Below are 21419 nucleotides of genomic sequence, written 5' to 3'. Positions count from 1 at the left end.
CTCTTTCACCATCAAAAAGGGTCACATAGTTTGATAGCAGTCGTGGGACCGAGTCTGATCCGTTACCCTAAAAGCAGAAAAGAAGAAGCTGTAAACTCTCTCCATCTAGGGGCAAAAATCCAACATCTAATGTCTACAAGGAGTCTAACTCATCATGGCAACCATAACTGATTCCGATCTACAGGAACTGAAAGACTTAATCAATGGGCTTGATAAAAAAATCGACGTTAATCAGGCTCGGATCGATGAAAGGTTAAATGCAATAGAATCCAACCTATCAGACCTCAAAAAACAGGCTGATAAACAGGACAACCGCTTATGGGTTCTCATTTCGGGGATGTTTATTGCACTTCTGGGGATTTTGACAAAGTTTGCATTTTTCCCCAACCCTTAGCCTTCTAAGAAGATATTCCCTCCTAAATCGCCACTACGGGAATGAGGACAACCAATCCCAACCCATAACGATGAGCTAAACGTAAACGGTCAATGATCATTGTTTCGAAATTTGGAAATTATGACGGTCATCACAGTTTACCTACAGAAATAAATCCCACCTCTGTCTTGGCATTTGCCATATCCCTTCAAGAATGCGGAAACATTCATTATCACATTCTTAATATAAGCTAACCCCCGGACAGTGAAGGTTCCAGCCCACCAAATCAGCGCAGCAGCAAGGCTAGGGGTAGAATTGCCAGGAAAGAGAATTATTCCCCCTTTAATTGTTTGCCCATGGCCATCGTTATCAATTACCGTTCTCCGATCGCCGTCCTTGGTGCCTGCTTATGTATCTCGGCGATCGCCCCTGTCCAAGCTATTCCCATTCAGCCTCCTCTGTTGGTGAGTCAGACTCAACTGTTACCACCGCCGCCCGCCAGTCCCAATCCAGTGCCGGACCCGAGTGCGCTGAGCTTCACCCCCAATGCCACTTCTTACCGGGTAATGGCCTTGATTACTTCCCCAGTAGAAGAACAACAGGTTAAAGCAGCCTATCCTGGCGCTTTTTTCACCAACTTCAATGGGCAACGGTTATTACAAATAGGTAGTTTTAGCGATCCTCTCAATGCTCAACAGGCGGCCTTAAGTCTGCAAAATTTAGGACTAGAAACGGTGATTAATCCCTAGGTTTGGCGATCGCCTATTACCAGTCAAAGGTTAATTTATGTACCAGCTAGTGATTATCGGGGCCAGTCTGGAGGGGCTAACGGCAGCCCATAGTTGCATCGAACGATATCCCACAGCCCGCATTGCCCTAGTCACCCAGGGTTGGGAACAGGGTTGGTCTGGCGATCGCCATGGGGACTTAGGGGAGGAAAACTTTTGGGAAGAGTTACGCTTGCTAGCAGCCCAAGGAGTTGATGTGGTGGTAGGGCAGGGAATTTTCTCACAATCATCAGGATTGCTATGTCAAACCCAGGAGCGGACCTTAGAGGGGGAAAGCTATCTACTCACCAGTGGCAAAGCCGATTCTAAAGATTCGAATGTCCTTGCCATTCCTGGTCCGAATTCGGATAAGGTAATGCCTCAAAGATGGGTCATCGTGGGGACACTGCCAGAAAATTTGGTTTTTGCCCAGAAGCTAACCAAACTGGGCCATGGAGTCACCATCCTGAGTCGGAATGGTTACCTATTACCAGGGGAAGACCGGGAAATGGCTAGCCTTCTGCAATGCTATTTGGCTAGTTTAGGCATTGAATTTTGGTTTAATTGCACTAACTTAACTTCCCATTACAATCAAGACAAAAGCACCTATAGCATCCAGTTCAACCATGGTTCCGAAGAATCTCGCCATCACCTAGCCGTGGATAATTTGCTCGCCATAGGGCGATCGCTGAAGTATGGAAATTTACTCGCTAATCTGCCGGAATTTAATCAAACATTGAAGGATAGTTCATACCTCAGCATTAATGATCATTTGCAAACCGCCCATAGCCAAATTTATGCCTGTGGCGACTGGTTAAAGGGCTACCATTGCCCTGCCATTGCCCAGCAGGAAGCCAGGTATGTGGTCCACCAGGTTTTGGGAAAAAATACCACTCCAATTAACTACGGCCAAATCCCCTTTCTCATTGACCTAGACCCCCCTTGGTATCGTATCGGGGACCCCGCCTGCACAGACTACACCGAAAAAATCATCCGAGGCTTTGAACCCTACAGCGACCACTGTGACCTACGGGGGATGTATAAACTGGCATTGGACTCCCAAGACCGGATTATCAGCGCCCACTGGTTTGGGCAACGGGCCCGGGAAAGTATGAACCTATTACAACTGGCGATCGCCAAGGGCATTAGTTGGCAGGAATTGGAGTCATTGCCCCTATGGGAAAATTGCCAAATATTGTCAAACTTTGTACTAAGTTAGTGCTTATTATTAACATTCAACTTCTTAACCATCCAAAAGCTCGCCGCCAAACAGACAATGGCAAAGCCCAAAGCTAATAAATCCATGCCTTCATATTTGCCAAAGTCAAAAATAATAATTTTCCTGGCCACCGCAATCATAGCTGTCACAATCACCAATTCCACTTGGATAACATTATCTTTCAGATAAACAGTGATATTTTCCAACAGTTCCAGGGCAATCAATATATTTAAAAATAAACCAAAAATCTCAATTAAACTCCGATTAAAAAAGCCAAAGGGTTCCGTCTGCAATTCGATAATTAGCACCTTAAATAGGTCGAACACCGCAACAAAAACTACCACCATCAGGCAGATGGCTAACAACTTGGAAAGTATCTTCTCAAAAGTACGCAACAGCGACAAAAACAGTAAGTCTTGATCCTTAGATAATATTAATCTGATGTATCTGTGGATTGGTTTCATGAACGGGCAGCAGTCAATAATAAAGGTATCGCCATATTTTATCGGCAATGATCAGCCAAATTTCGCCCAGTTTGCAATGATAATTATTTGCTAGGCGATCGCCGAAGGGTTGAGGAAGATTACAATGGGATCAATCCCATAGGAAGAGTGTTATCCGTTACCTGATCAATGTGCCATGAAAATTTACCTCGATTACAGTGCCACCACTCCGCCCCGGCAAGAGGTAAAGGCCGCCGTACAAAGTTTTTTGGACCAAAGTTGGGGCAATCCCGCTAGTCTGCACCATTGGGGTAACCGGGCCGCCTTGGCCTTAGAAACCGCCCGTCTGCAAGTGGCCCAACTGCTCAACGCTAGCCACCCCGACAGCATTGTTTTCACCTCCGGTGGCACCGAAGCCAACCATCTAGCCATATTTGGGGTCACCCGCAATTACCCCAGTCCCCAACATTTAATCATTTCCACGGTGGAACACTCGGCGATCGCCGAACCAGTGCGATGGCTAGAAAACCAAGGCTGGCAAGTAACTAGATTAGGGGTGAATGCCCAGGGGCGGGTGAATCCGCTGGAACTAGAGCAAGCAATACAAAGCAATACAGTACTAATTTCCGTTATTTACGGCCAAAGCGAAGTAGGCACCCTCCAACCCATCGAAGAATTGGGTCGTATAGCTCGGCAACGACATATTCCCTTCCACACCGACGCAGTGCAGGTGGCGGGGCGCTGTCCAGTGGACGTTAAGCGTTTACCAGTGGATCTGCTCTCCCTTTCCAGTCACAAACTTTATGGTATTCAGGGTGCTGGGGCTTTATACATTCATCCCGACCTGGCCATTGGCCCACTACTCATGGGAGGAGGGCAGGAACAAGGTTTAAGATCCGGTACTCCTCCCCTGCCGGCCATTGTTGGTTTGGGGATAGCCGCCAAGTTGGCCCACCATGAATTGGCCGAGGAAATGACTAGGTTACAAACCCTGCGGGACCGTTGCTTCGACCTGCTGGCCGACTGCGAATTTTTGACCCCCACTGGCGATCGCCTTTATCGATTGCCCCATCACGTTAGCTTTGTTGTCCAATCCCGTCGCCATTGCACTGCGGGGCTGACCGGGAAACAGTTGGTGCGGGCTTTGAACCGGGAAGGTATTGCCATTAGTGCCGGGGCCGCCTGTAATTCCGGCAAACTTAATCCCAGCCCAGTACTGTTGGCCATGGGTTACCAGGAACAACAGGCCCTAGCGGGTATTCGTCTCACCTTTGGCCGGGAAACCACCATGGCGGATATTGAGACCACTGCCCGGACGATTAAACAAGTTTTTGCTCAACTCTGTCCCCAGTTGACCAGCATCCAAGGCTAAAAGTTAGGGGAATGGCCGGGCTAATTAGACTTTGATTGGACTAAGAAAAATAGTTACTGCCTCCGACTTGGTAACTAGGTGCAAAGGCCAGTAAAAGGGGGAATTGCAACAGGGCTAAGTCAATTTGTTCCTCTGTTTCATCCACCAACACCAACGGCATTTGGCGATCGCCGACCAATCTTTCCGCCCGCTGGATCAAGGCATTGGCCGATTCAAACAAAACAATGCCCCGGTCTGGGCCAAAGTCACTGCGGGAAATACCCAAACAATCCTGTAAACCCCGTCGCCATTCCCCCAATCTTTCTGGGGTGGCCGCCAAAATTAACGCCCGACAACGATCGCCGTAGAGCTGATTCAAAATGGCGATCGCCGCTGAACCCACCAAAATATTTTGTAAACGACTGTCTAAACTGAGGATTGCTCCCCGACCGCCCAGGGTAAAGAACCAATTCTCAATCCGTTCGGCGTGGACTGGCTCAAAGGTACGACGCAACTGCCAAGGGGGACCGTAATAATCAGGGCGAGTGCGGTATTGCTCCAGCAAAGCTTGGATTTGTCGTTTTTGGCTACTAAAACCCTGCTCCGCAAAACTCACCACCGGAGTTGGGTCGGCATTTTCAATAATCGCATCCCCATGGGTAGAGGAAGACTCCCAACTGTCCCCCACCCCTAATTCCAACTGGTCGGCGGCGGAAACCAAATCCTGCAAACTCCCCACCAAATAATCCTTAAAGCCCTGCACGCGGATGGCCAACTCCTGGGAAGCCCCGGCAAAAGTGGTACGCATTTCCTGTTGAATCCGTTCCTGACGGCGCTCTAACTTCTCAATTTCCTTTTCCAGAGCTGCTTTTCTTTGCCCTAATTCCCTGGTGCCTTCCTCCACTAACCGGGCCATTTCCCGCTGTAATTGCTGGAACTGCTGGCCATACCACTGGGCTTTTTCCCGTTGCAGAGCGGCAATGTCCTTTTCCAGGGCGGTCTTTTGGGCGACCAAATCCTCTAAGGCTGGGGTTTCTGTTTCTGGTACAGTTTCGGGCACCACCACCGGAGTCATTTCTTCCACTGCCGCCACCATGGCATCCATAGGAGGTAAGTCCTCAGGCAGGGCCAGTTCTTCCGACACTACTCCTTCTTCTCCCCCATCTTCCGCCGGTTCCTGGGCATCACCATCCTGGCCGGCATCTGCTGGGGTCAGCCAAGCATCGGAGGTAGTTTCTTCGGGAAAATTAGGATTCAATTCTGGGGTCATTCCGCACGTAGGGACTGGAGGGGACAATGGCGCTCAAGACAAGCTTTGAGGGTGCCGGGGTCAAAGATAATCGGCAAAAAATGGATGCTCTTGACCTCTTTAAAATAAAACAAAATGGGAGCGGGTTCCCAAAAGATTCGCCAGTTTTGCCACTCTGTGTAAGGAAAAGAACGAATTAACTTGCTCCCACGGTACACTTCCAACGCGGTGGCCGTAAAGCTGAGTTTGATAATGGCGGTCTGCACCATTAAAAAAACACCAAACACGGCGATCGCCAGGCCGACCCACATCTGTAGAAAGAAAATCGGTATGGCTCCAAACAGCAGTACGAGGGGAATGACAAAGCTAGGTTCTAGGTCGGTACGAGCTTCGCTCTGGATGGGGGTGCTGGCCATGGTTAATGGGCTTGGTGGTGAATGAAAATTTAATCTTTGCTTAGGTTGCCTAGGTTTAAGAGCATGTTTTAAAAGCTCCCCTGGCCCCCCAAATTTGGGGGGAAACTGGGTGAAAGTCCCCCATTATTGCCGGAGCTTTAGTGGGTCGATTTAGGGGGCGGAATAAAACTTTCCAAACACGTTCTAAGGACAATGGCAAAAACACTGAACAAATGGGAATTTTTACTAGCTTTTAAGGGCGGAAAAAGTTTAAAAATTCTTACTTTGATATTCTTCCAACAGGGTCAGCAAACGGTTAACCATGGTGCTGGAAAGGGCATCCAGTAGGGAAATGTTCACTTTGCCCCCACCGATCGCCACGGACAAATCCTTCAGAGCGGCTTCCACCCCAGCCCGCCCCAGTTCATCTTTCTCCAACAGGGGATAAACCCTTTCCGCCAGGGGAATATGCAAATGGGCTTCGGCCAAAAATAAATTCCACTTGGCCACGTCAATGGCAATTTGTTCACCAATGTCGGCGGCGAGGGCTTCAATCTCTGGGGTAGTTGAGGTCATGGGAAATTCGGAGGGCGATGGGGTTTATTGGGAAGGGTCAATCGGCAATGGCCGGCATTGAGCAATTAATTTCACCTTGCTACATTTCCCATGGTAGACCAGAACATCGAGAACCTGAAAGCAACGACTTTTACCCAGGCACCTGTAATTTTGCCGGATCACCCTGGGCTAATTTGGTTCCATACCGTTGGCTCACCCCGGCGATCGCCGCTAGGAAAATCCAGCCCAAGACATTATTCCGCATATCAAAAATGGTGACATCGAATAGGTTGTATAAACAAAGGGCGGCAAAGGCAATGCCATAGGACAGCAGTAATAAATGTTGGGACCGACGGCGAAAACCGCCACCACGACTGAGGTGAATCAGTAGCACCATGCCCTGGGCCAGAATGAAGCCCACCGCTCCCAGCATTAACGCAGTGCCGATCAAGCCCGTTTCCCCCAACATCATCAGCACCAAGTTATGGGGATGGCCAATCCAAACGTTCATGGCGGCTTGGTACAGGGGGGTAAAATTCCGCAAGCCCTGGCCAAAAATGGGTTGGTCCAGGAACATATCCCAGCTAAATTGCCATTGGGTGCTACGAAGAGCAGTGCGGTAACGGTCGGGGTAAAGTTCATCGGATAATCTGCCCCAAAAATATTTAGGCACTATCTGTCGCAATGGTTCTTTGCCAAAGGGGCCAAAGGATGCCCATAACACCATGGCAGTGGCTCCCCCAGCCAGGGCCACTAACCAGTACCAACTTAAATAAATGGCGTAGGCAATGCCAATTAGTAACCCAATGCCCCAAGCACTGCGGGAACCGGTCAACACTAAGGCGATCGCCTCTAGGATGCAAGCTACTAACAGGGCCCATACCAGGGGAGGAAGATTGAAGCGGTTACTGGGGGCGGTGAAATGCCAACGACGGACGGATTGGATCAATAGCCCCAGACTGAGGGGAAATACCATCAATAACCAAGCGGAAAATAGGTTGGCATACATTAATAGGGAAGACATTCTCCCTTCTGGTCTGCCCCCGGCCACCAAGTTAGTACCGATCGCCACTAACCAATTGGGGGTGGCCCAGCCGCCATAGACTTGTCCAAAACCGATGATGACTAACACCACGGTATTAGCAGTTAACAGCCAAGCTAGGGTATTGAGTTGCTTAAATTGGCAAATTACTTGGCTAAAGGCAAGAAAAACTATGAAATAGGGCACAAAGTTGGCCAATCCCAACAGGGCTTCTCCCCGGTCATGGGCGGTGATGGTGGTCAGTAAAAACCATAGGGTCAGGGCGGCCCACACTTTGGCCAGGGGTAGGCTCGCTAATTTTTTGCCATGGAAAAACCAGGGGCTCAGGCTCGCAAACAGCAGTGGCAGTAACCCCGCTACGGCGTTGAAGGGCAGTAGGGTCAAGCCCCAATAGACCGCTAGTTGTTCTTTCTTCAAGAGATGGGAAGGGATTTTCAACTGCAACTCCCAAAATTACCACTCCCCATATTATCCCCAGGCGATCGCCTTCCGCATTGACTCTCCTTCCGATTGGGGAGAGGAAAACCAATGATTAAACAACGTTTGTCTGATCATCAAGTTAAATTATCTATTTTTAAAGTGGTTTATGTTTTTCTGAAATAGAGATTTAAATTTTGTCTAAATCCAAGTTATGTCAATGAAAAAATAAAGGATTTCAGACAGTTCTTAGTTAGCTTTTTTGGCACTCTCGGTTTAAAGTTTAATCAAGCTATCATTTGGTGTTAATTATGATTCAAACTAAGAGTATTGACCATCATCAACAAGTGGGAGGTAGCAGTCATCATTAGGGGCAAAATATTCTTGCCCTTGATTAGATTCTCTATAATCAGCATATAATCGAGCGTCTTCTTCTTGATAGTCTGACATTAAGTATTTTTCATATAGACCATCGAATACTTTTGGTGAAATATAAATATTTTTCTTTTTTAACTCTCTAAGGCGTTCTCGGCATACATTTAATTCACTTTCTATGGTCACCATTAGTTTGTTTTCACAGAGCTCCTTGATATATTCATCACTTTTTTTCTTTTCATACAAAAATTTTATGCTTTCTTCGATTGAATGCATTTGGTGAAATAAACTTGCCATGCTATTCATTATATACATTTCACCTACCTTTCCGTATTTATAGTTGTATTTGTACCTCTGCTCATTCTGCTCATTAGAGTCATACCTGGGTGATGAAAATTCTTTATAAACTTTCTCTGAATACTCTTCATCACTCATTAATGAATCATTGATAGACTCAAATTTTGGCATGAACATTCTGCAAAAATCCTCAATCGTGTTTATGTATTTTTCTAACTGATTATGTTGTTCTTCAGTTATTTTTTGCGCGGTAAGAATACTACGAAATATCTTATCTATACTATCTACGCTAACAAAGCATTTTGTGTAAATAGATTCTTTCAGATCATCAAAAGTGTAAAATCTTTCACACTTTTCTTTTAAGTTATTGAAAGGTCTTATGAGGTTCCAGTACTGTCTTGGCACTATGATTATTGGTTCAACTTTGTCACGATTTGTTATCTTTATCAAAGCTGTAAAAGAATTGAATTCTACTATATGTAGATCATGTATCACATCATACTCAATGTCGCTCCATCTACCTCTCTCAATACAAACTGTATAAACATAAAATTCTTTTATTATTCTGTGGTCTAGAAAGCCTGTTGATAATTCAAATAAATTGGTAGGATAGTCAGTCATCATTATATGTGCAAGTAGATAAAAGTAGTTTGTGGGTTCTGGGAGATTGTGTGGTTTTTCATACTAAAGCTATCATCCATTATATAGTTATCACATTATTTTAGACTTTTACGAAATGTTTGAATTGCCTCAAATATTTTGCTCTAACTTCATGAGTACACTGAAATGCATAATAATAAGGCTATCCCAATATTATCACAAGTACATACTAAAGAGTATATTTGAGAAGTCTACCTGGGTTCTCAATATCGAAGGAATCAGATTCTAAATACCCCAATCTTGAGAGATTGAGAGAAAAATTAACATTGTTAAAACATTTTTGTTGATTCCAAATGGCGATCGCCAGTGTGAAAGACGGGAAAATTAAGGCTCAACTTCGGCAATTTTTTGTAAACGATCGCCAACACGTTTAGCCTCGGTAAGTAAATCATTCCAGTCATCAGGAGGATGGCCATTTTCGAGCATTTTTCTAAAGACTTTATAGGCATCTGTGTTACTTTCATAGGCACGTTTTGAGTCTTCGTCATTAACCCAAGCGAGGAGAATAATTTTACTTTCTTGGTGGTAGCGAAAAAATAAACGATACTGCTGAAAAAATTTAGCCCTAAACCAGTGTTTATAATCATTTCCAAGGGTATTTCCCTGTCGATATTCATGGCGGGTGGGATCTTGGGGAATAACCTCAAATGCTAATTTGGCGATCGCCGCTAGACGCTTGGTAGCATTTTTCTTTTTATAATCTTTGGGATTCTTTTGACGCAGATATTCAACCTGGGCCACAAGTTCTTCAACCTGCTCAAGAAATAGGGGATGGGCAAATATCTTCCACCCATTAATCAATAAAGGCTTATCTATTGGCAAATCTATTCATCCTCGTCCAGCAATGGCGCATCTAGATCTACATCAACATCGGAGACTAGCGATTGCAGACGATCAACCAACTCAGAACTGACCGCTTGTATATGCTGAGGATTTTTATCCATATCCTGTGCCAAAAAATCCAAAAATTTCCCCAGCACCGGATCATTTTCTGCCTGTTCAGCCCTGGCAATCCACACTCTGCCATCGGCTTCAATGGTGTAGCAAATTTTATCTCGCTTATTCAACCCCAAGGCTTTGCGAACCGGGTCAGGCACTGTGGTCTGATAGCGATCCGTCAGGGTAGATTCTGAACATGGGGATAATATTCCCGCCATAGTGGTCCCTCAGCCCATAAAACTATACGCCGATGGTAATGCGGCTGCATTGTCTTGTCAACGAATGTGGAGGTTTGTTCATTCCAAACGGCGATCGCGGCAGAAGGCCAGGGTGCTGTAGAGATGGAAAGCCCGATCCCAATTGGTATCTTCCCGCCGTAGAAAGGGAATGTGGGGCTCCACTGATTTGAGTAATTCCTGAAAATCTAGGGCCGTTTCTGCAAAGGCTTTGAACTCCTTCCAGACCGGCTTACCTGGTAAATTTGTTTGCCAAATGCGGCTCAGTTGTTGCCATTGTTGGTGGGAAGTTCCTTGCTTCTCCTTACTAGAGTTAGCAGTGTCTAGACTGATTCCCCGGGTAAACTCATAAATTTGGTCACAAAAACGGAGAATAATTTGCTGTTGCGGTAAATGTAAATCACAAATGTGGGCGTAATCTAAAATTTCCGTTTTGCGCTGGATTTTGCCCCGCATATTCACATCCACACATTCCTCAAAAATGGGTAATAAACCCTCCACCATTTGACTGACATCTTGCCAACTAAAACTAAAAGTGCCTTCTTCTTCTCGACTAATCCGATAGGTAACGGTGACCTCTGGGGACAAACTTTCAATGTGGAAAATCGGGAAAACTTTCACCGCCAAAATGTCCGCCAACGCCACCGAAAAACTAGGAATCCCTGCGGCCTGACATTGCTGATGGTAATGGTTCAATTCCCCGATCGCCCCGGTGCGATAGAGCCGCCACGCCCGACTGGGTAATTGGAGCCGAGCGGTGTAGGGGTCTATGGCCATAATTTTGCCAAACTGTACTGCCTTGGCTTGCTTTTCCGCTGGAGGAACCGGTTCCAACACAAAAATGCCCACCGACTGGGCCTCTGGATCTGCCTTAGCGTCCTCAATGGCCGCCTGGTATTCTGCTTGGCGATGGGCTTGAATGCGACCCAGTCCCGCCCTAATTTTGGCCACTAGTTGGGGACTATGGCTAGTAGTCAACAATTGCCGAAATTTTTGCTCCGCCTCATCCAAATTTCCTTGGGCTTCCGCCAGCCGAGCTTGGTAATAGGCCGTCATGGGATTTTCCCAACTCTCCCCCTCCATCGCTGCCAACAGTTGCTCCGCTGTGGCCAGGTCTTGGCTGTCAATGGCATCGGCAATGGCTTTATACATAGGGAAAAGGGCCAAAAAAATTAGCTTTCCAACAGAGCATTGATCTGGGCTAGGGCCACCGTGGGGGCCGTCACCGCCCGCAAAATGCGTTTACCAAGGGACACCGGCTGAAACCCTTTGGCGATCGCCAGGGAAATTTCGTTATCCGTCCATCCCCCTTCTGGGCCAGTGGCCAAGACAATTTGGGCTGGTAAATTACTCTGTTTCAAGTATGCCCCAAGCATGGGGCTATTTAAACGGGTCACACAGAGCAAGGCCAGGGTTTCTGGCCCTGCAACTTTCTCCACAAATTGCCCAAACGTTAACGGGGCTGCCACCGGGGGTAACCATTGCCGCTCCGACTGTTCCGCCGCTTCCGTGACAATGCGTTGCCAGCGCTCAAGTTTATTTTGACTGGGCTTTAATAGGGTACGTTCCGTCAACAAAGGTTGAAACGCTGTGGCTCCCAACTCCGTACAGGGACGAATAATTTCTTCAAAACCACTGCCCTTCGGCAAGGCGATCGCCAAAGTGACGGGTAGAGGTAATTCATTCTGTTCGCTCACTGTTTCTAATAACTGGGCTGTGCCATGGGCCAAATCATTTAACTGGGCCCGCCATACCCCGCCGCCGCCGTCCAACACCATAAAGCCATCGCCCTTTTGTAGTCTCAATACCCGTTGCAGATAGTGGAGTTGGGCCGTGGTTAGGGTAACAGTAGCCTCGATAATTTGCTCTGGGGCAACAACCAAACGGTAGGCCATAACAAAAGAACTAGAAGATTTTTCCTGGACGGGTAGAGAAAGGATTGACGGAGTTAAGTTAGTTGAAACAAGGATGGGGGATAGGACAAATTGTACAATGGGCTTCTGGCATTGCCCCGGCAGGGTAGTAAACCAAGCATTGATTAGAATTTTATGGCTTTTCGACCCCGCAAACGCTTTGGCCAACATTGGCTAAACCATGAACCAACTTTACAGGCCATTGTGGCGGCCGCAGATATTCAGTCCGGCGCACCGCAAAGCGGATCTCTACGAGATCGCCTGCTGGAAATTGGCCCTGGCATGGGGGTTTTAACTAAACAGCTATTGGCTACGGGGAATCCGGTGGTGGCGGTGGAGCTAGACCGGGATTTATGCCTTAAATTACGCAAAAAGTTAGGGCAACGGGAAAATTTTCTGCTCCTCGAAGGGGACGTATTAATACTAGATTTAAACGCTTTATTACAGGATTTTCCTCAATTTTCTCCCCTCAATAAAGTGGTCGCTAATATTCCCTATAACATCACCAGTCCGATTTTGGAACTACTGTTGGGTACCATCCAAAAACCGAGGGTACCAGGCTTTGAAACCATTGTTTTATTGGTGCAAAAAGAAATTGCCGAACGGTTAACGGCCCAACCCAGCACCAAAGCCTACGGTGCCCTATCGGTACGGATGCAATACCTAGCCAGGGTGGATTGGATTGTGGATGTACCCCCCAAAGCTTTTACGCCACCCCCTAAAGTGGATTCCGCTGTCATTCGTTTAACCCCTTACCCCGTCGAGCAATTACCAGGAGATCGTCGCTTACTGGATCAACTTCTCTGCTTAGGATTCGCCAATCGCCGTAAAATGTTACGCAATAACCTCAAGGGATTAATTGCCCCGGAACAGTTGACTACTTTATTGGAGCAGTTAGCTTTGCCGAGCACTGCCCGGGCGGAAGACTTAAGCCTAGAACAATGGTTAGAGTTAACTAATTTGTTGCCGACTTTTTTACCCCCAACCTAATGCATTCCTACACCCTCCATGCCCCAGACAAAATTAATCTTTTCCTCGAAATTCTTGGCGATCACCAAGCAAATTATGGGTATCACTGACGGCGGATCAAGTTTTGCTAGAAAGTTTTAGATTTATGTTTGTAGTTCTTACACTTATGGGATCTTTAATCCAGCTTTTCGAATAGATTAGAATTAAATTCTAGCAACCTATGCCAGCCAAAGATATTTTCCACGATTCTGTTAAAAATGCTTTAGAAAGTGTTTGAAAAGTTTTAGGCAAGCCTCCGGAGCATGAGACTGATCATAGCGAAATAAAGCATTGTCTCACTAGTGTTAGGTAAATATTCATAGTCTTTACTTAAACGACGATAGTGACCAAACCAAGAAAAGGTACGTTCAACGACCCAACGTCGCGGTAAAATCTCGAAGCCCTTCTGCCCGTCTTTTTTGCTGACGACTTCCAAAGTTCCAGCCCAAGGTCTGCTCCACCCACTAGATAAAATCTTTTCCGACAAAGGCGCTATCAGTCCATATCAATTGTAGGCACTGCCAGAGGGGGGCAAACCAAGTGCCAAGTTCTGAAAGTCTTACGATTAGGCACTTTCAATAATTAATCCTAAAATATCTCTCTTGGTTTGACGGAAGAGGGATACAGCGGATACCCTATTAGTTAGGCACATATAAAATGCCTGTAACCACTGTTTTACAATGACTTTGGTATACCAGATGGAAAGCATGACCGCTGTAGGTTGATTATAGATTTGAAGGGTGGTTAATAACTACCCATTTTTTGTTGTGTGGGATAACCTTTTTAGATATAATATGAATAATTATTCACTAATACTGACATTTCGCAGATTGCTGCTATTGATAGCGCAATAGTTTTTGCTTATACTGTGTTTACTGCGCATTTATTTATACTGCTACGCTCCATATAGCGTGTGCGGAATGTGAGTAATATTATATTAAGTAAGTGGCTCAAAACGGATCTACAAAAGCAACAACCATACGAAACTATGGAAGATTTTGAATCTCTTAAGCGGAGAGATTTTATAGCTAAAACCAATAAAGAGTTTGAACGTTTAAGATGGAGGCAATCAGAGCAGTACAACTATATTCGCAAGACTTACGGGCAAATAGTCCGCGATAAACTTACTGATGAACAGTTATTAGATTTACTTGATCGCTTGCAGCATCAAGGCAATGATAAAAGCAAAGGTCATTACAAAGTTATGAATAGTCCAATTCAAAAAATATTTTTCGGTTGTCCTGGTACTGGCAAAAGCCATAAGATTTCTAATGATGATGATGGTGGAATTGTTAAACAAGTTTTAGGTATTGATAAAAATATTCATCCTGAAAATTTAATTAAGACTGTTTTTCATCCCGAATACACCTATGGCGATTTTATGGGAAAATTAATGCCAATGACTATGAATGATGATAAAGATAAGAGTGTTTATTATCAATTTTATGAAGGACATTTTTTGAAGGCACTAGCACAAGCGTATAAAAATATTATCATTGCTCAGAAGGAAGGTGTACAAGCTCAAAACGTTGCCTTAGTAATTGATGAAATTAATCGAGGTAATTCTTCTGCAATTTTTGGGACAGTTTTTCAACTTTTAGATCGAGGTCGAGATGGTTGGTCAGCTTATGGTATTAATATTTCCGATTTAGAATTTAGAAAAATGGTTGAACTAATAGGCTTTCAACAAACGGGAATAGATGATGGTAATCCTACATACAAATATCAAAATAAAGGTTCGTCTAACGTGCTAGAAAAATTTACTGTATTTGAGGAAATTAAAATTAAAGTAAAAGTTAATACAGCAGTAGGTAGTTCAATTCGTATTCCTTACAATCTTTCCATTTTTGGAACAATGAATACTTCTGATAATTCTATATATTTTATGGATAATGCCTTTAAAAGACGTTGGGAGTGGGAATACGTAGATTGGAAACAAGATAATGATCAAGAAATAAATAATGTTATTTTAATAGATTATGGAAATGTTAATTTAAAGTGGACAGATTTAGTAGAAAAATTTAACAACTTCATTAAAGATAATCATAATTCTGTGAGAAGTGGCAGAATAGAAGATATGCAAATAGGCTATCATTTCATAAATACAGCAATAGTTACAGAAGATCAAATAAAAAATAAATTGATGTTTTTTGTTTGGGATAGTGTTTTTAACCGAGACAAAAATCCACTTCGAGAACTTTTAGGATTTAACAAAAATGATAAAAAATTAGTAACTTTTGGAGACTTTATTACACATCATGAAGCTTTTGTAATGAATCTCATAAATTATCAATCAAAATAATCTAAGTTTTCTTTTCATTGAATAGTTTTATTTACATATTATGTGGAACTTTTCGCAACTTAATCTAAAAACAAACTCAGACTTTGTAGGTATTAAATCTGAACCTGATGGATATGCTTTTTATTTACCAAAAGGTTTTGACAATTTTATTGATAAATATCAAAATGCAGCTACTTCTGAAGATACCGACAAATTCAATAAAGTCCGTGATTCTTTCTTTTTGATGTATCGAACACTAAGGAAGTTTGATCGTGATAATGAGAATAATTCAAGAGTCACAAGAAAAGATGCTAAAAACAAGAAAAACCAAGACCAGGTCAATTTAAGCACGGGTGGTATTAGTTTAGACTATAAAGAGGCAAGCGAGTGTATTTTATACAGTAAACTTTCGATGATTGAACGAATATTAGAGGCTTATGATGATTTGGCGCTCAATTCTATCGAAAAAAAAGCTCGACGCAGTGAAGAAATAGACTATTCTAAAATTTATAAATATTTAGATAGAGCTATTTATTTAAATAATGGAGCAATTTATATCGATGTTATGAACTTACCGCGTTCAATGATAAGTCATGAAAGCACCGATATAGTTGATCTTTATTGTTTTATTCTCGATGAAATTATTCAACAATTGCAGGAAGATGTACTTGATCATATTTATGATAGAAGTCAGGATATTCAATTTTTATCTCAAAGATTTAGAGATCACTATTTAACTATTAATCATTCTCTTTTTGACCAAGATACTTTTGAAGAAACTCTTTCAATTTGCAAAGAGGCTCTTGATAATATAGATAGAAATACGCATTATAAAGATGCTGATTATTGGGGGCTATATGAAGCTATCGAGATTTTTTTGTATGGGGGATTAAACCCAAACTTAGATGATGGCGATTTTTGGGGAATACAAGGAGAACAAGGTTTTGATTATGTTTGGGAAGATATGTGTCAAACTTACTTCTTTAAGAAGAACTTTAACCCTATTCAGAATGATTTTAATAAAATTGGCTTTGCAGATACTGATATTCCGATAGTAGGCTATAAAAATAATAGAATTAGAAATTCTAAACATCATAGACCAGAAAGCGAACAAAATAGAGTTGGTTGGTGGAAAAATAAATCTAGTAATCAGTGGCTATATCAAAAAAAACAGTCTGAAGTTGACCATCCCAATAATTACAAGCCACTCTATTGGCGAGAATTATTCTGTATTGAATGGGATTTAAAGGCGAGAATCTTTCCTGACGTGAAATATAAAGTGACTAGATCAGATTACCCCAATCAGTTGCGTCGATATCCACAGCCAGACCTAGTTACTGTTACTAAAAATGAAGATTCAAGTTACTTTGCAATTGTGGATTTTAAGAATATTTCTTTAAAAAAATATGAAGATTATGAAAATAAATCTTTAGAAGAAACTGATAAAGGGTACAGAGTAGCTTTGGAAAAACAACTTGGTTATGAATTAGCATTGCAACAAGTTTTTCCTCAAGCCACTATCGGAAATTACTTTTTTATTCCTTTTTATTATGTTGACAAACTCGAATCTGAGAGTAATTTTCTGGGAATTATGGAGGACAGATTTCACATTAGAGGTATTCAAATATTTAAGGCAAATTTTGTTGCAATACAAAATATTTATTTGGGTATTACTGAGGCATCAGACTTTGATAGCCCAATTCGTGAGAAGAATTATTACCAATTTCGAAAAAATAATGCTCATGCTTCAGTTAAAAAAAAAGAAATTATTTTATTCGAAAATGAAGACTTAAAAAGCAATTATATTCCTTTGATTACTTTCCAAAATGAGGCGCAAAGAAAAAATGCCAGGACTTATATTCTTGAACAAGTAGAAATCTTTTTCAAAGAAATTCAAGTGGATATTCCAAATCTTATGGAATCTTATTTTCCATATTCACAAAGTATTATTGGTAAAGAATTTAATAAAATAAATATAGACTATTTTTACGACAATTTATTTTATGATTTGGGAGAAAAAGAAGAAGATAGAGATGAACATAGAAAATTAAAAATTAAAGTTAAATGGTGTATAACTTTTCATATTGATTCCACTCCGATTCAAGTTCCTCAACTTAAAATACCCAACTCTGATTTATGTCGTAATTTTGGGACAATAGATGTTGTTGGCACGCCAATTCTTTACTATATTTATTTTACTCTTCCAGAGATCTTGAATATAATTATTAAGGACAAAAAATAAAGATCAAATTAGGATTCGCCAATCGCCGTAAAATGTTAGGCGATAACTTGAGTGGTTAGATTTAACTGATTTATTGCCCCTCTTTCACCCCCAACTTAATGCATTCCTACACCCTCCATGCCCCGGCCAAAATTAATCTTTTCCTCGAAATTCTTGGCGATCGCCCCGACGGTTTCCACGAATTGGTAATGGTGTTGCAGAGCATTGCCCTGGGGGATAAAATTACCGTGCGGGCCAACGGCACCGATGACATCCGGCTCAGTTGTGGGGATAGTCCCTTGGCCAACGATGCCACCAATTTGGCCTACCGAGCGGCCCAGTTGATGATTAACAATTTTCCCCAAGCCCATGATAATTACGGCGGCGTAGATATCACCTTGACCAAGCATATTCCCATGGCGGCGGGCTTAGCGGGGGGCTCGGCCGATGCAGCGGCGGTGTTAGTCGGTTTAGACCTGCTCTGGAATTTAGGCTTAACCAGGCCGGAATTAGAACAGTTAGCGGCCCAACTGGGTTCCGACATTCCCTTTTGCATTGGCGGTGGCACGGCGATCGCCACGGGACGGGGGGAAATCCTCGACCCCTTACCGGACGGCAATTGCTTCTGGGTGGTATTGGCCAAACATCGTTCCATAGAAGTTTCTACCCCCTGGGCTTACCAAACCTATCGTCAAAAGTTTGGCAAGAATTACCTAAACGATGACCAGTCCCAGCGAGCCCGGCGGAAAACCATCCATGCAGGGCCCCTACTCCAGGGCATTCAGCACCGCAACCCAGGGCAAATCGCCAGCCATATCCACAACGATTTAGAAAAAGTTGTGCTCCCGGCTCATCAGCCTGTAGCCCAGTTACGTCAGGTCCTACAGTCAGCGGGGGGATTGGGCACCATGATGTCCGGCTCCGGCCCCAGCGTGTTTACCCTTTGCCGGGAGCAAGCAGAAGCGGAACAGGTCCTGGCGATCGCCAAAGAAAAATTAAACGACCCCGACGTGGATTTTTGGCTAACCCACACCATCGGCCACGGCATCCAAATTATGAATAATTGACCTGGATCAATCAATTGCGGCAGAAATTCCCCCTACATCAGCCCATCCTCCCTGGGGTAGGATAACCTAACAGGGTTTTAACCCCCGCTTGACCGCCTTACCTCAACTCAGCATGGATATTAAGCACGGCTTTGTGGACTCCATTGGCCACACCCCCTTGATTCGCCTTAACAGTTTCAGTGACGAAACCGGCTGTGAAATTTTAGGCAAAGCAGAATTTATGAACCCTGGTGGTTCTGTCAAAGACCGGGCCGCCCTGGGCATCATCGAAACCGCCGAAAAGGAAGGGAAGCTCAAACCCGGTGGCACTGTGGTGGAAGGCACAGCGGGTAATACGGGCATTGGTCTCGCCCACATTTGCAACGCCAAGGGTTATAAATGCTTAATTGTCATTCCCGACACCCAATCCCAGGAAAAAATTGATTTGCTCCGCACCCTGGGGGCAGAAGTCAGGACCGTGCCCGCCGTGCCCTACCGGGATCCCAACAATTACGTCAAACTCTCCGGACGCATTGCCGCAGAATTAGATAACGCCATTTGGGCCAATCAATTTGATAATTTGGCCAACCGTGATGCCCACTACCACACCACCGGCCCCGAAATTTGGCAACAAACGGACGGCAAAGTAGATGCTTGGGTGGCAGCCACTGGCACCGGAGGAACCTATGCAGGGGTAGCCCTGTATCTTAAAGAACAGTCTGAGGCCGTGCAATGCGTGGTGGCGGACCCCATGGGTAGTGGGCTGTATAGCTTCATCAAAACTGGGGAGATTAACCCCAGCGGCAACTCCATCACCGAAGGCATTGGCAACAGTCGCATCACCGCCAACATGGAAAATGTGCCCATTGACGATGCGGTGCAAATTGACGATCCAGAAGCGTTGCGGGTGGTGTACCAACTTCTGCGGCGGGATGGCCTATTTATGGGCGGTTCCGTGGGCATTAATGTGGGAGCGGCTTACCAATTGGCCAAAAAACTTGGGCCGGGGCATACCATTGTTACCGTACTTTGTGACGGAGGAGCCCGTTACCAATCCCGTCTTTACAATCAGGAATGGTTGACCAGTAAAGGTTTAACAATTCCCGATTAACTATTGACCGGCCACCCCTTCATTGCGGGCGGCCAACTGCACTGCACTGGCTACGGTAGTGGCGACCCGATTGTCAAAAACCGAAGGAATAATATGCTCACTATCTAGGGTGTTGCTGTGCACCAAAGAGGCGATCGCCTTGGCCGCTTCGATGCACATGGTGGTGGTAATAATGCTAGCTCTACAGTCAATGGCTCCCCGGAAAACCCCCGGAAAGGCAAGCACATTGTTAATTTGGTTGGGGTAATCACTGCGCCCCGTGGCAATAACCGCCGCATCCTCTTGGATTAATTCCGGCTGAATTTCGGGGATAGGGTTGGCCATGGCAAACACAATCGGGTCCTTGGCCATGGATTGCACCATTTCCTTGGTCACTACCCCCGGCGCACTCACCCCTAAAAACACATCAGCTCCAGCCATAGCATCGGCTAAAGTCCCTTCCGCATCCACCGCAAAGCTCTGTTTTTTGCTGTTTAAATCGGTGCGATGTTTGCCCACAATGCCCTTGGAGTCGCAAATCCAAATATCGGTGGCTCCGGATTCCTTGAGCAATTCGGCGATCGCCAACCCAGCAGCCCCAGCGCCGTTGATGACAATGCGGACAGCGGCCATGGCTTTACCAACAAATTTGAGGGCATTTAACAAAGCGGCCAGGGTAACAATGGCGGTGCCGTGCTGATCATCGTGAAATACAGGAATATTTAATTCTTTTTTCAGCCGGGCTTCAATTTCAAAACACCGGGGAGCGGCAATGTCTTCCAAATTTACGCCGCCAAACACCGGGGCGATCGCCTTGACGGTGCGAATAATTTCCTCCGTATCCTGGGTATCCAAACAGATGGGAAAAGCGTCCAGTTGGGCAAATTCCTTGAATAACATGGCCTTGCCTTCCATCACTGGTAAAGCCGCTTCCGGCCCCAGGTTACCCAACCCCAACACCGCACTGCCATCGGTCACCACCGCCACCGTATTGCTTTTAATGGTCAGGGAATAAACCTTTTCCGGATCTTCGGCGATCGCCCGACAGATGCGCCCCACCCCTGGGGTATAGGCCATGGCCAAATCCGATTGGGAGGTGAGGGGAATGCGACTAACCACGCTAATTTTGCCCTGACGGTGTAAATCAAAGGTGCGATCGGACACCTTCAGCAATTTGACATTATCCAGAGCTTTCACTGCCCCAATAATTTTTTCGGCGTGCTCACTGCTGGAAGCATCCACCGCAATTTCCCGCCGGGTGAGTTTTAAGTTACTCTCAATCAGGGAAATTTGCCCAAAACTGCCCCCCGCATCGGCGATCGCCTGGGTAACGCTGGCCAAAGTTCCGGCGTGGTTGGGGAGTTCCAACAGTAGGCTGACGCTATAACTCGGATTGGGGGTGAGGCTAACCATAGGGCGATGGAAAAAGGGTTTGAAAAGCGAAATTCAACAATGTCAGGCGGCGTTTGGGTACGCAGTCTCTCCTCGATTATGCTTGATCTGTGGCCTTTGCTTACCGAGGTTTGCCCTAGCTGTCAGGGT

At 44.8% G+C, this 21419-nt stretch carries 20 protein-coding genes and 1 pseudogene; 9 read left to right on the top strand and 12 right to left on the bottom strand.

Features of this window, described 5'->3' with window-relative positions; translation table 11 throughout:
• Window positions 1-154: 154 nt before the first annotated feature.
• From C7I86_RS00540 to C7I86_RS00530, 3 genes are all read left to right on the top strand, one after another.
• A complete protein-coding gene (locus C7I86_RS00540) occupies window positions 155-394 on the top strand; it encodes a hypothetical protein (protein ID WP_010871310.1) in 240 nt (79 codons plus the stop codon).
• A gap of 335 nt (window positions 395-729) precedes the next feature.
• The gene (locus C7I86_RS00535) at window positions 730-1122 is read left to right on the top strand and encodes a hypothetical protein (protein WP_010871309.1); all 393 of its coding nucleotides are present in this window, start codon (window positions 730-732) and stop codon (window positions 1120-1122) included.
• A 37-nt stretch (window positions 1123-1159) separates the two neighbouring features.
• On the top strand, window positions 1160-2359 hold the full coding sequence (locus C7I86_RS00530; RefSeq protein WP_010871308.1) for an NAD(P)/FAD-dependent oxidoreductase: 1200 nt from the start codon (window positions 1160-1162) through the stop codon (window positions 2357-2359).
• On the opposite strand, the gene C7I86_RS00525 is transcribed toward C7I86_RS00530, so the two are convergent.
• On the bottom strand, window positions 2356-2823 hold the full coding sequence (locus C7I86_RS00525) for a phosphate-starvation-inducible PsiE family protein (protein ID WP_010871307.1): 468 nt from the start codon (window positions 2821-2823) through the stop codon (window positions 2356-2358). The two genes, C7I86_RS00530 and C7I86_RS00525, sit on opposite strands and share 4 nt — an antisense overlap.
• A gap of 175 nt (window positions 2824-2998) precedes the next feature.
• On the opposite strand from C7I86_RS00525, the gene C7I86_RS00520 reads away from it, so the two are divergent.
• A complete protein-coding gene (locus C7I86_RS00520) occupies window positions 2999-4174 on the top strand; it encodes a cysteine desulfurase family protein (RefSeq protein ID WP_010871306.1) in 1176 nt (391 codons plus the stop codon).
• Between the two features lie 40 nt (window positions 4175-4214).
• On the opposite strand, the gene C7I86_RS00515 is transcribed toward C7I86_RS00520, so the two are convergent.
• The 9 genes from C7I86_RS00515 to C7I86_RS00475 form a co-directional block, all read right to left on the bottom strand.
• Complete coding sequence (locus tag C7I86_RS00515; RefSeq protein WP_010871305.1) at window positions 4215-5423, bottom strand: DUF3086 domain-containing protein; 1209 nt, start codon at window positions 5421-5423, stop codon at window positions 4215-4217.
• Window positions 5420-5818, bottom strand: a complete 399-nt coding sequence (locus C7I86_RS00510) for a DUF3119 family protein (RefSeq protein WP_010871304.1) — start codon at window positions 5816-5818, stop codon at window positions 5420-5422. Before C7I86_RS00510 ends, C7I86_RS00515 begins: the two co-directional genes overlap by 4 nt.
• 249 nt (window positions 5819-6067) lie before the next feature.
• Window positions 6068-6373: a DUF3181 family protein gene (locus C7I86_RS00505; RefSeq protein WP_010871303.1), complete on the bottom strand. Its 306-nt coding sequence runs from the start codon at window positions 6371-6373 to the stop codon at window positions 6068-6070.
• Between the two features lie 130 nt (window positions 6374-6503).
• Entirely contained in the window at window positions 6504-7832 is a 1329-nt protein-coding gene (locus tag C7I86_RS00500) for an O-antigen ligase (protein WP_020861361.1), read from the bottom strand.
• A gap of 300 nt (window positions 7833-8132) precedes the next feature.
• Window positions 8133-9107: a hypothetical protein gene (locus C7I86_RS00495; RefSeq protein WP_010871301.1), complete on the bottom strand. Its 975-nt coding sequence runs from the start codon at window positions 9105-9107 to the stop codon at window positions 8133-8135.
• A gap of 360 nt (window positions 9108-9467) precedes the next feature.
• A complete protein-coding gene (locus C7I86_RS00490) occupies window positions 9468-9884 on the bottom strand; it encodes a type II toxin-antitoxin system YhaV family toxin (RefSeq protein WP_010871300.1) in 417 nt (138 codons plus the stop codon).
• A gap of 83 nt (window positions 9885-9967) precedes the next feature.
• On the bottom strand, window positions 9968-10300 hold the full coding sequence (locus C7I86_RS00485) for a type II toxin-antitoxin system PrlF family antitoxin (protein ID WP_010871299.1): 333 nt from the start codon (window positions 10298-10300) through the stop codon (window positions 9968-9970).
• A 78-nt stretch (window positions 10301-10378) separates the two neighbouring features.
• On the bottom strand, window positions 10379-11470 hold the full coding sequence (locus C7I86_RS00480; protein ID WP_010871298.1) for a hypothetical protein: 1092 nt from the start codon (window positions 11468-11470) through the stop codon (window positions 10379-10381).
• 20 nt (window positions 11471-11490) lie between these two features.
• Window positions 11491-12402: a 16S rRNA (uracil(1498)-N(3))-methyltransferase gene (locus tag C7I86_RS00475; protein ID WP_010871297.1), complete on the bottom strand. Its 912-nt coding sequence runs from the start codon at window positions 12400-12402 to the stop codon at window positions 11491-11493.
• Between C7I86_RS00475 and rsmA the strand changes: the two genes are divergently transcribed.
• Window positions 12367-13221, top strand: a complete 855-nt coding sequence (rsmA, locus tag C7I86_RS00470) for a 16S rRNA (adenine(1518)-N(6)/adenine(1519)-N(6))-dimethyltransferase RsmA (protein ID WP_010871296.1) — start codon at window positions 12367-12369, stop codon at window positions 13219-13221. The two genes, C7I86_RS00475 and rsmA, sit on opposite strands and share 36 nt — an antisense overlap.
• A 262-nt stretch (window positions 13222-13483) precedes the next feature.
• Here the strand turns inward: rsmA and C7I86_RS00465 are convergent.
• Window positions 13484-13787, bottom strand: a pseudogene (locus C7I86_RS00465) (transposase); the annotation flags it as partial.
• 440 nt (window positions 13788-14227) lie between these two features.
• Here C7I86_RS00465 and C7I86_RS00460 point away from each other — a divergent pair.
• From C7I86_RS00460 to C7I86_RS00445, 4 genes are all read left to right on the top strand, one after another.
• Window positions 14228-15541: an McrB family protein gene (locus tag C7I86_RS00460; protein WP_020861358.1), complete on the top strand. Its 1314-nt coding sequence runs from the start codon at window positions 14228-14230 to the stop codon at window positions 15539-15541.
• A gap of 40 nt (window positions 15542-15581) precedes the next feature.
• Window positions 15582-17762 carry a hypothetical protein gene (locus C7I86_RS00455; RefSeq protein WP_010871294.1) on the top strand — a complete coding sequence of 727 codons (2181 nt, stop codon included), beginning with the start codon at window positions 15582-15584 and terminating at the stop codon, window positions 17760-17762.
• Window positions 17763-17860: 98 nt separating this feature from the next.
• Window positions 17861-18808 carry a 4-(cytidine 5'-diphospho)-2-C-methyl-D-erythritol kinase gene (gene ispE / locus C7I86_RS00450; RefSeq protein WP_010871293.1) on the top strand — a complete coding sequence of 316 codons (948 nt, stop codon included), beginning with the start codon at window positions 17861-17863 and terminating at the stop codon, window positions 18806-18808.
• Window positions 18809-18920: 112 nt separating this feature from the next.
• A complete protein-coding gene (locus C7I86_RS00445) occupies window positions 18921-19898 on the top strand; it encodes a cysteine synthase A (RefSeq protein ID WP_010871292.1) in 978 nt (325 codons plus the stop codon).
• Here C7I86_RS00445 and C7I86_RS00440 read toward each other — a convergent pair whose 3' ends face one another.
• Complete coding sequence (locus tag C7I86_RS00440) at window positions 19899-21290, bottom strand: NAD-dependent malic enzyme (protein ID WP_010871291.1); 1392 nt, start codon at window positions 21288-21290, stop codon at window positions 19899-19901.
• Window positions 21291-21419: the final 129 nt, after the last annotated feature.

This window comes from Synechocystis sp. IPPAS B-1465 (assembly GCF_003015225.1).
Lineage (GTDB): Bacteria > Cyanobacteriota > Cyanobacteriia > Cyanobacteriales > Microcystaceae > Synechocystis.
The sequence above is the reverse complement of the archived record's forward strand: the minus strand, read 5'-3'. Positions and strand labels throughout refer to the sequence as shown.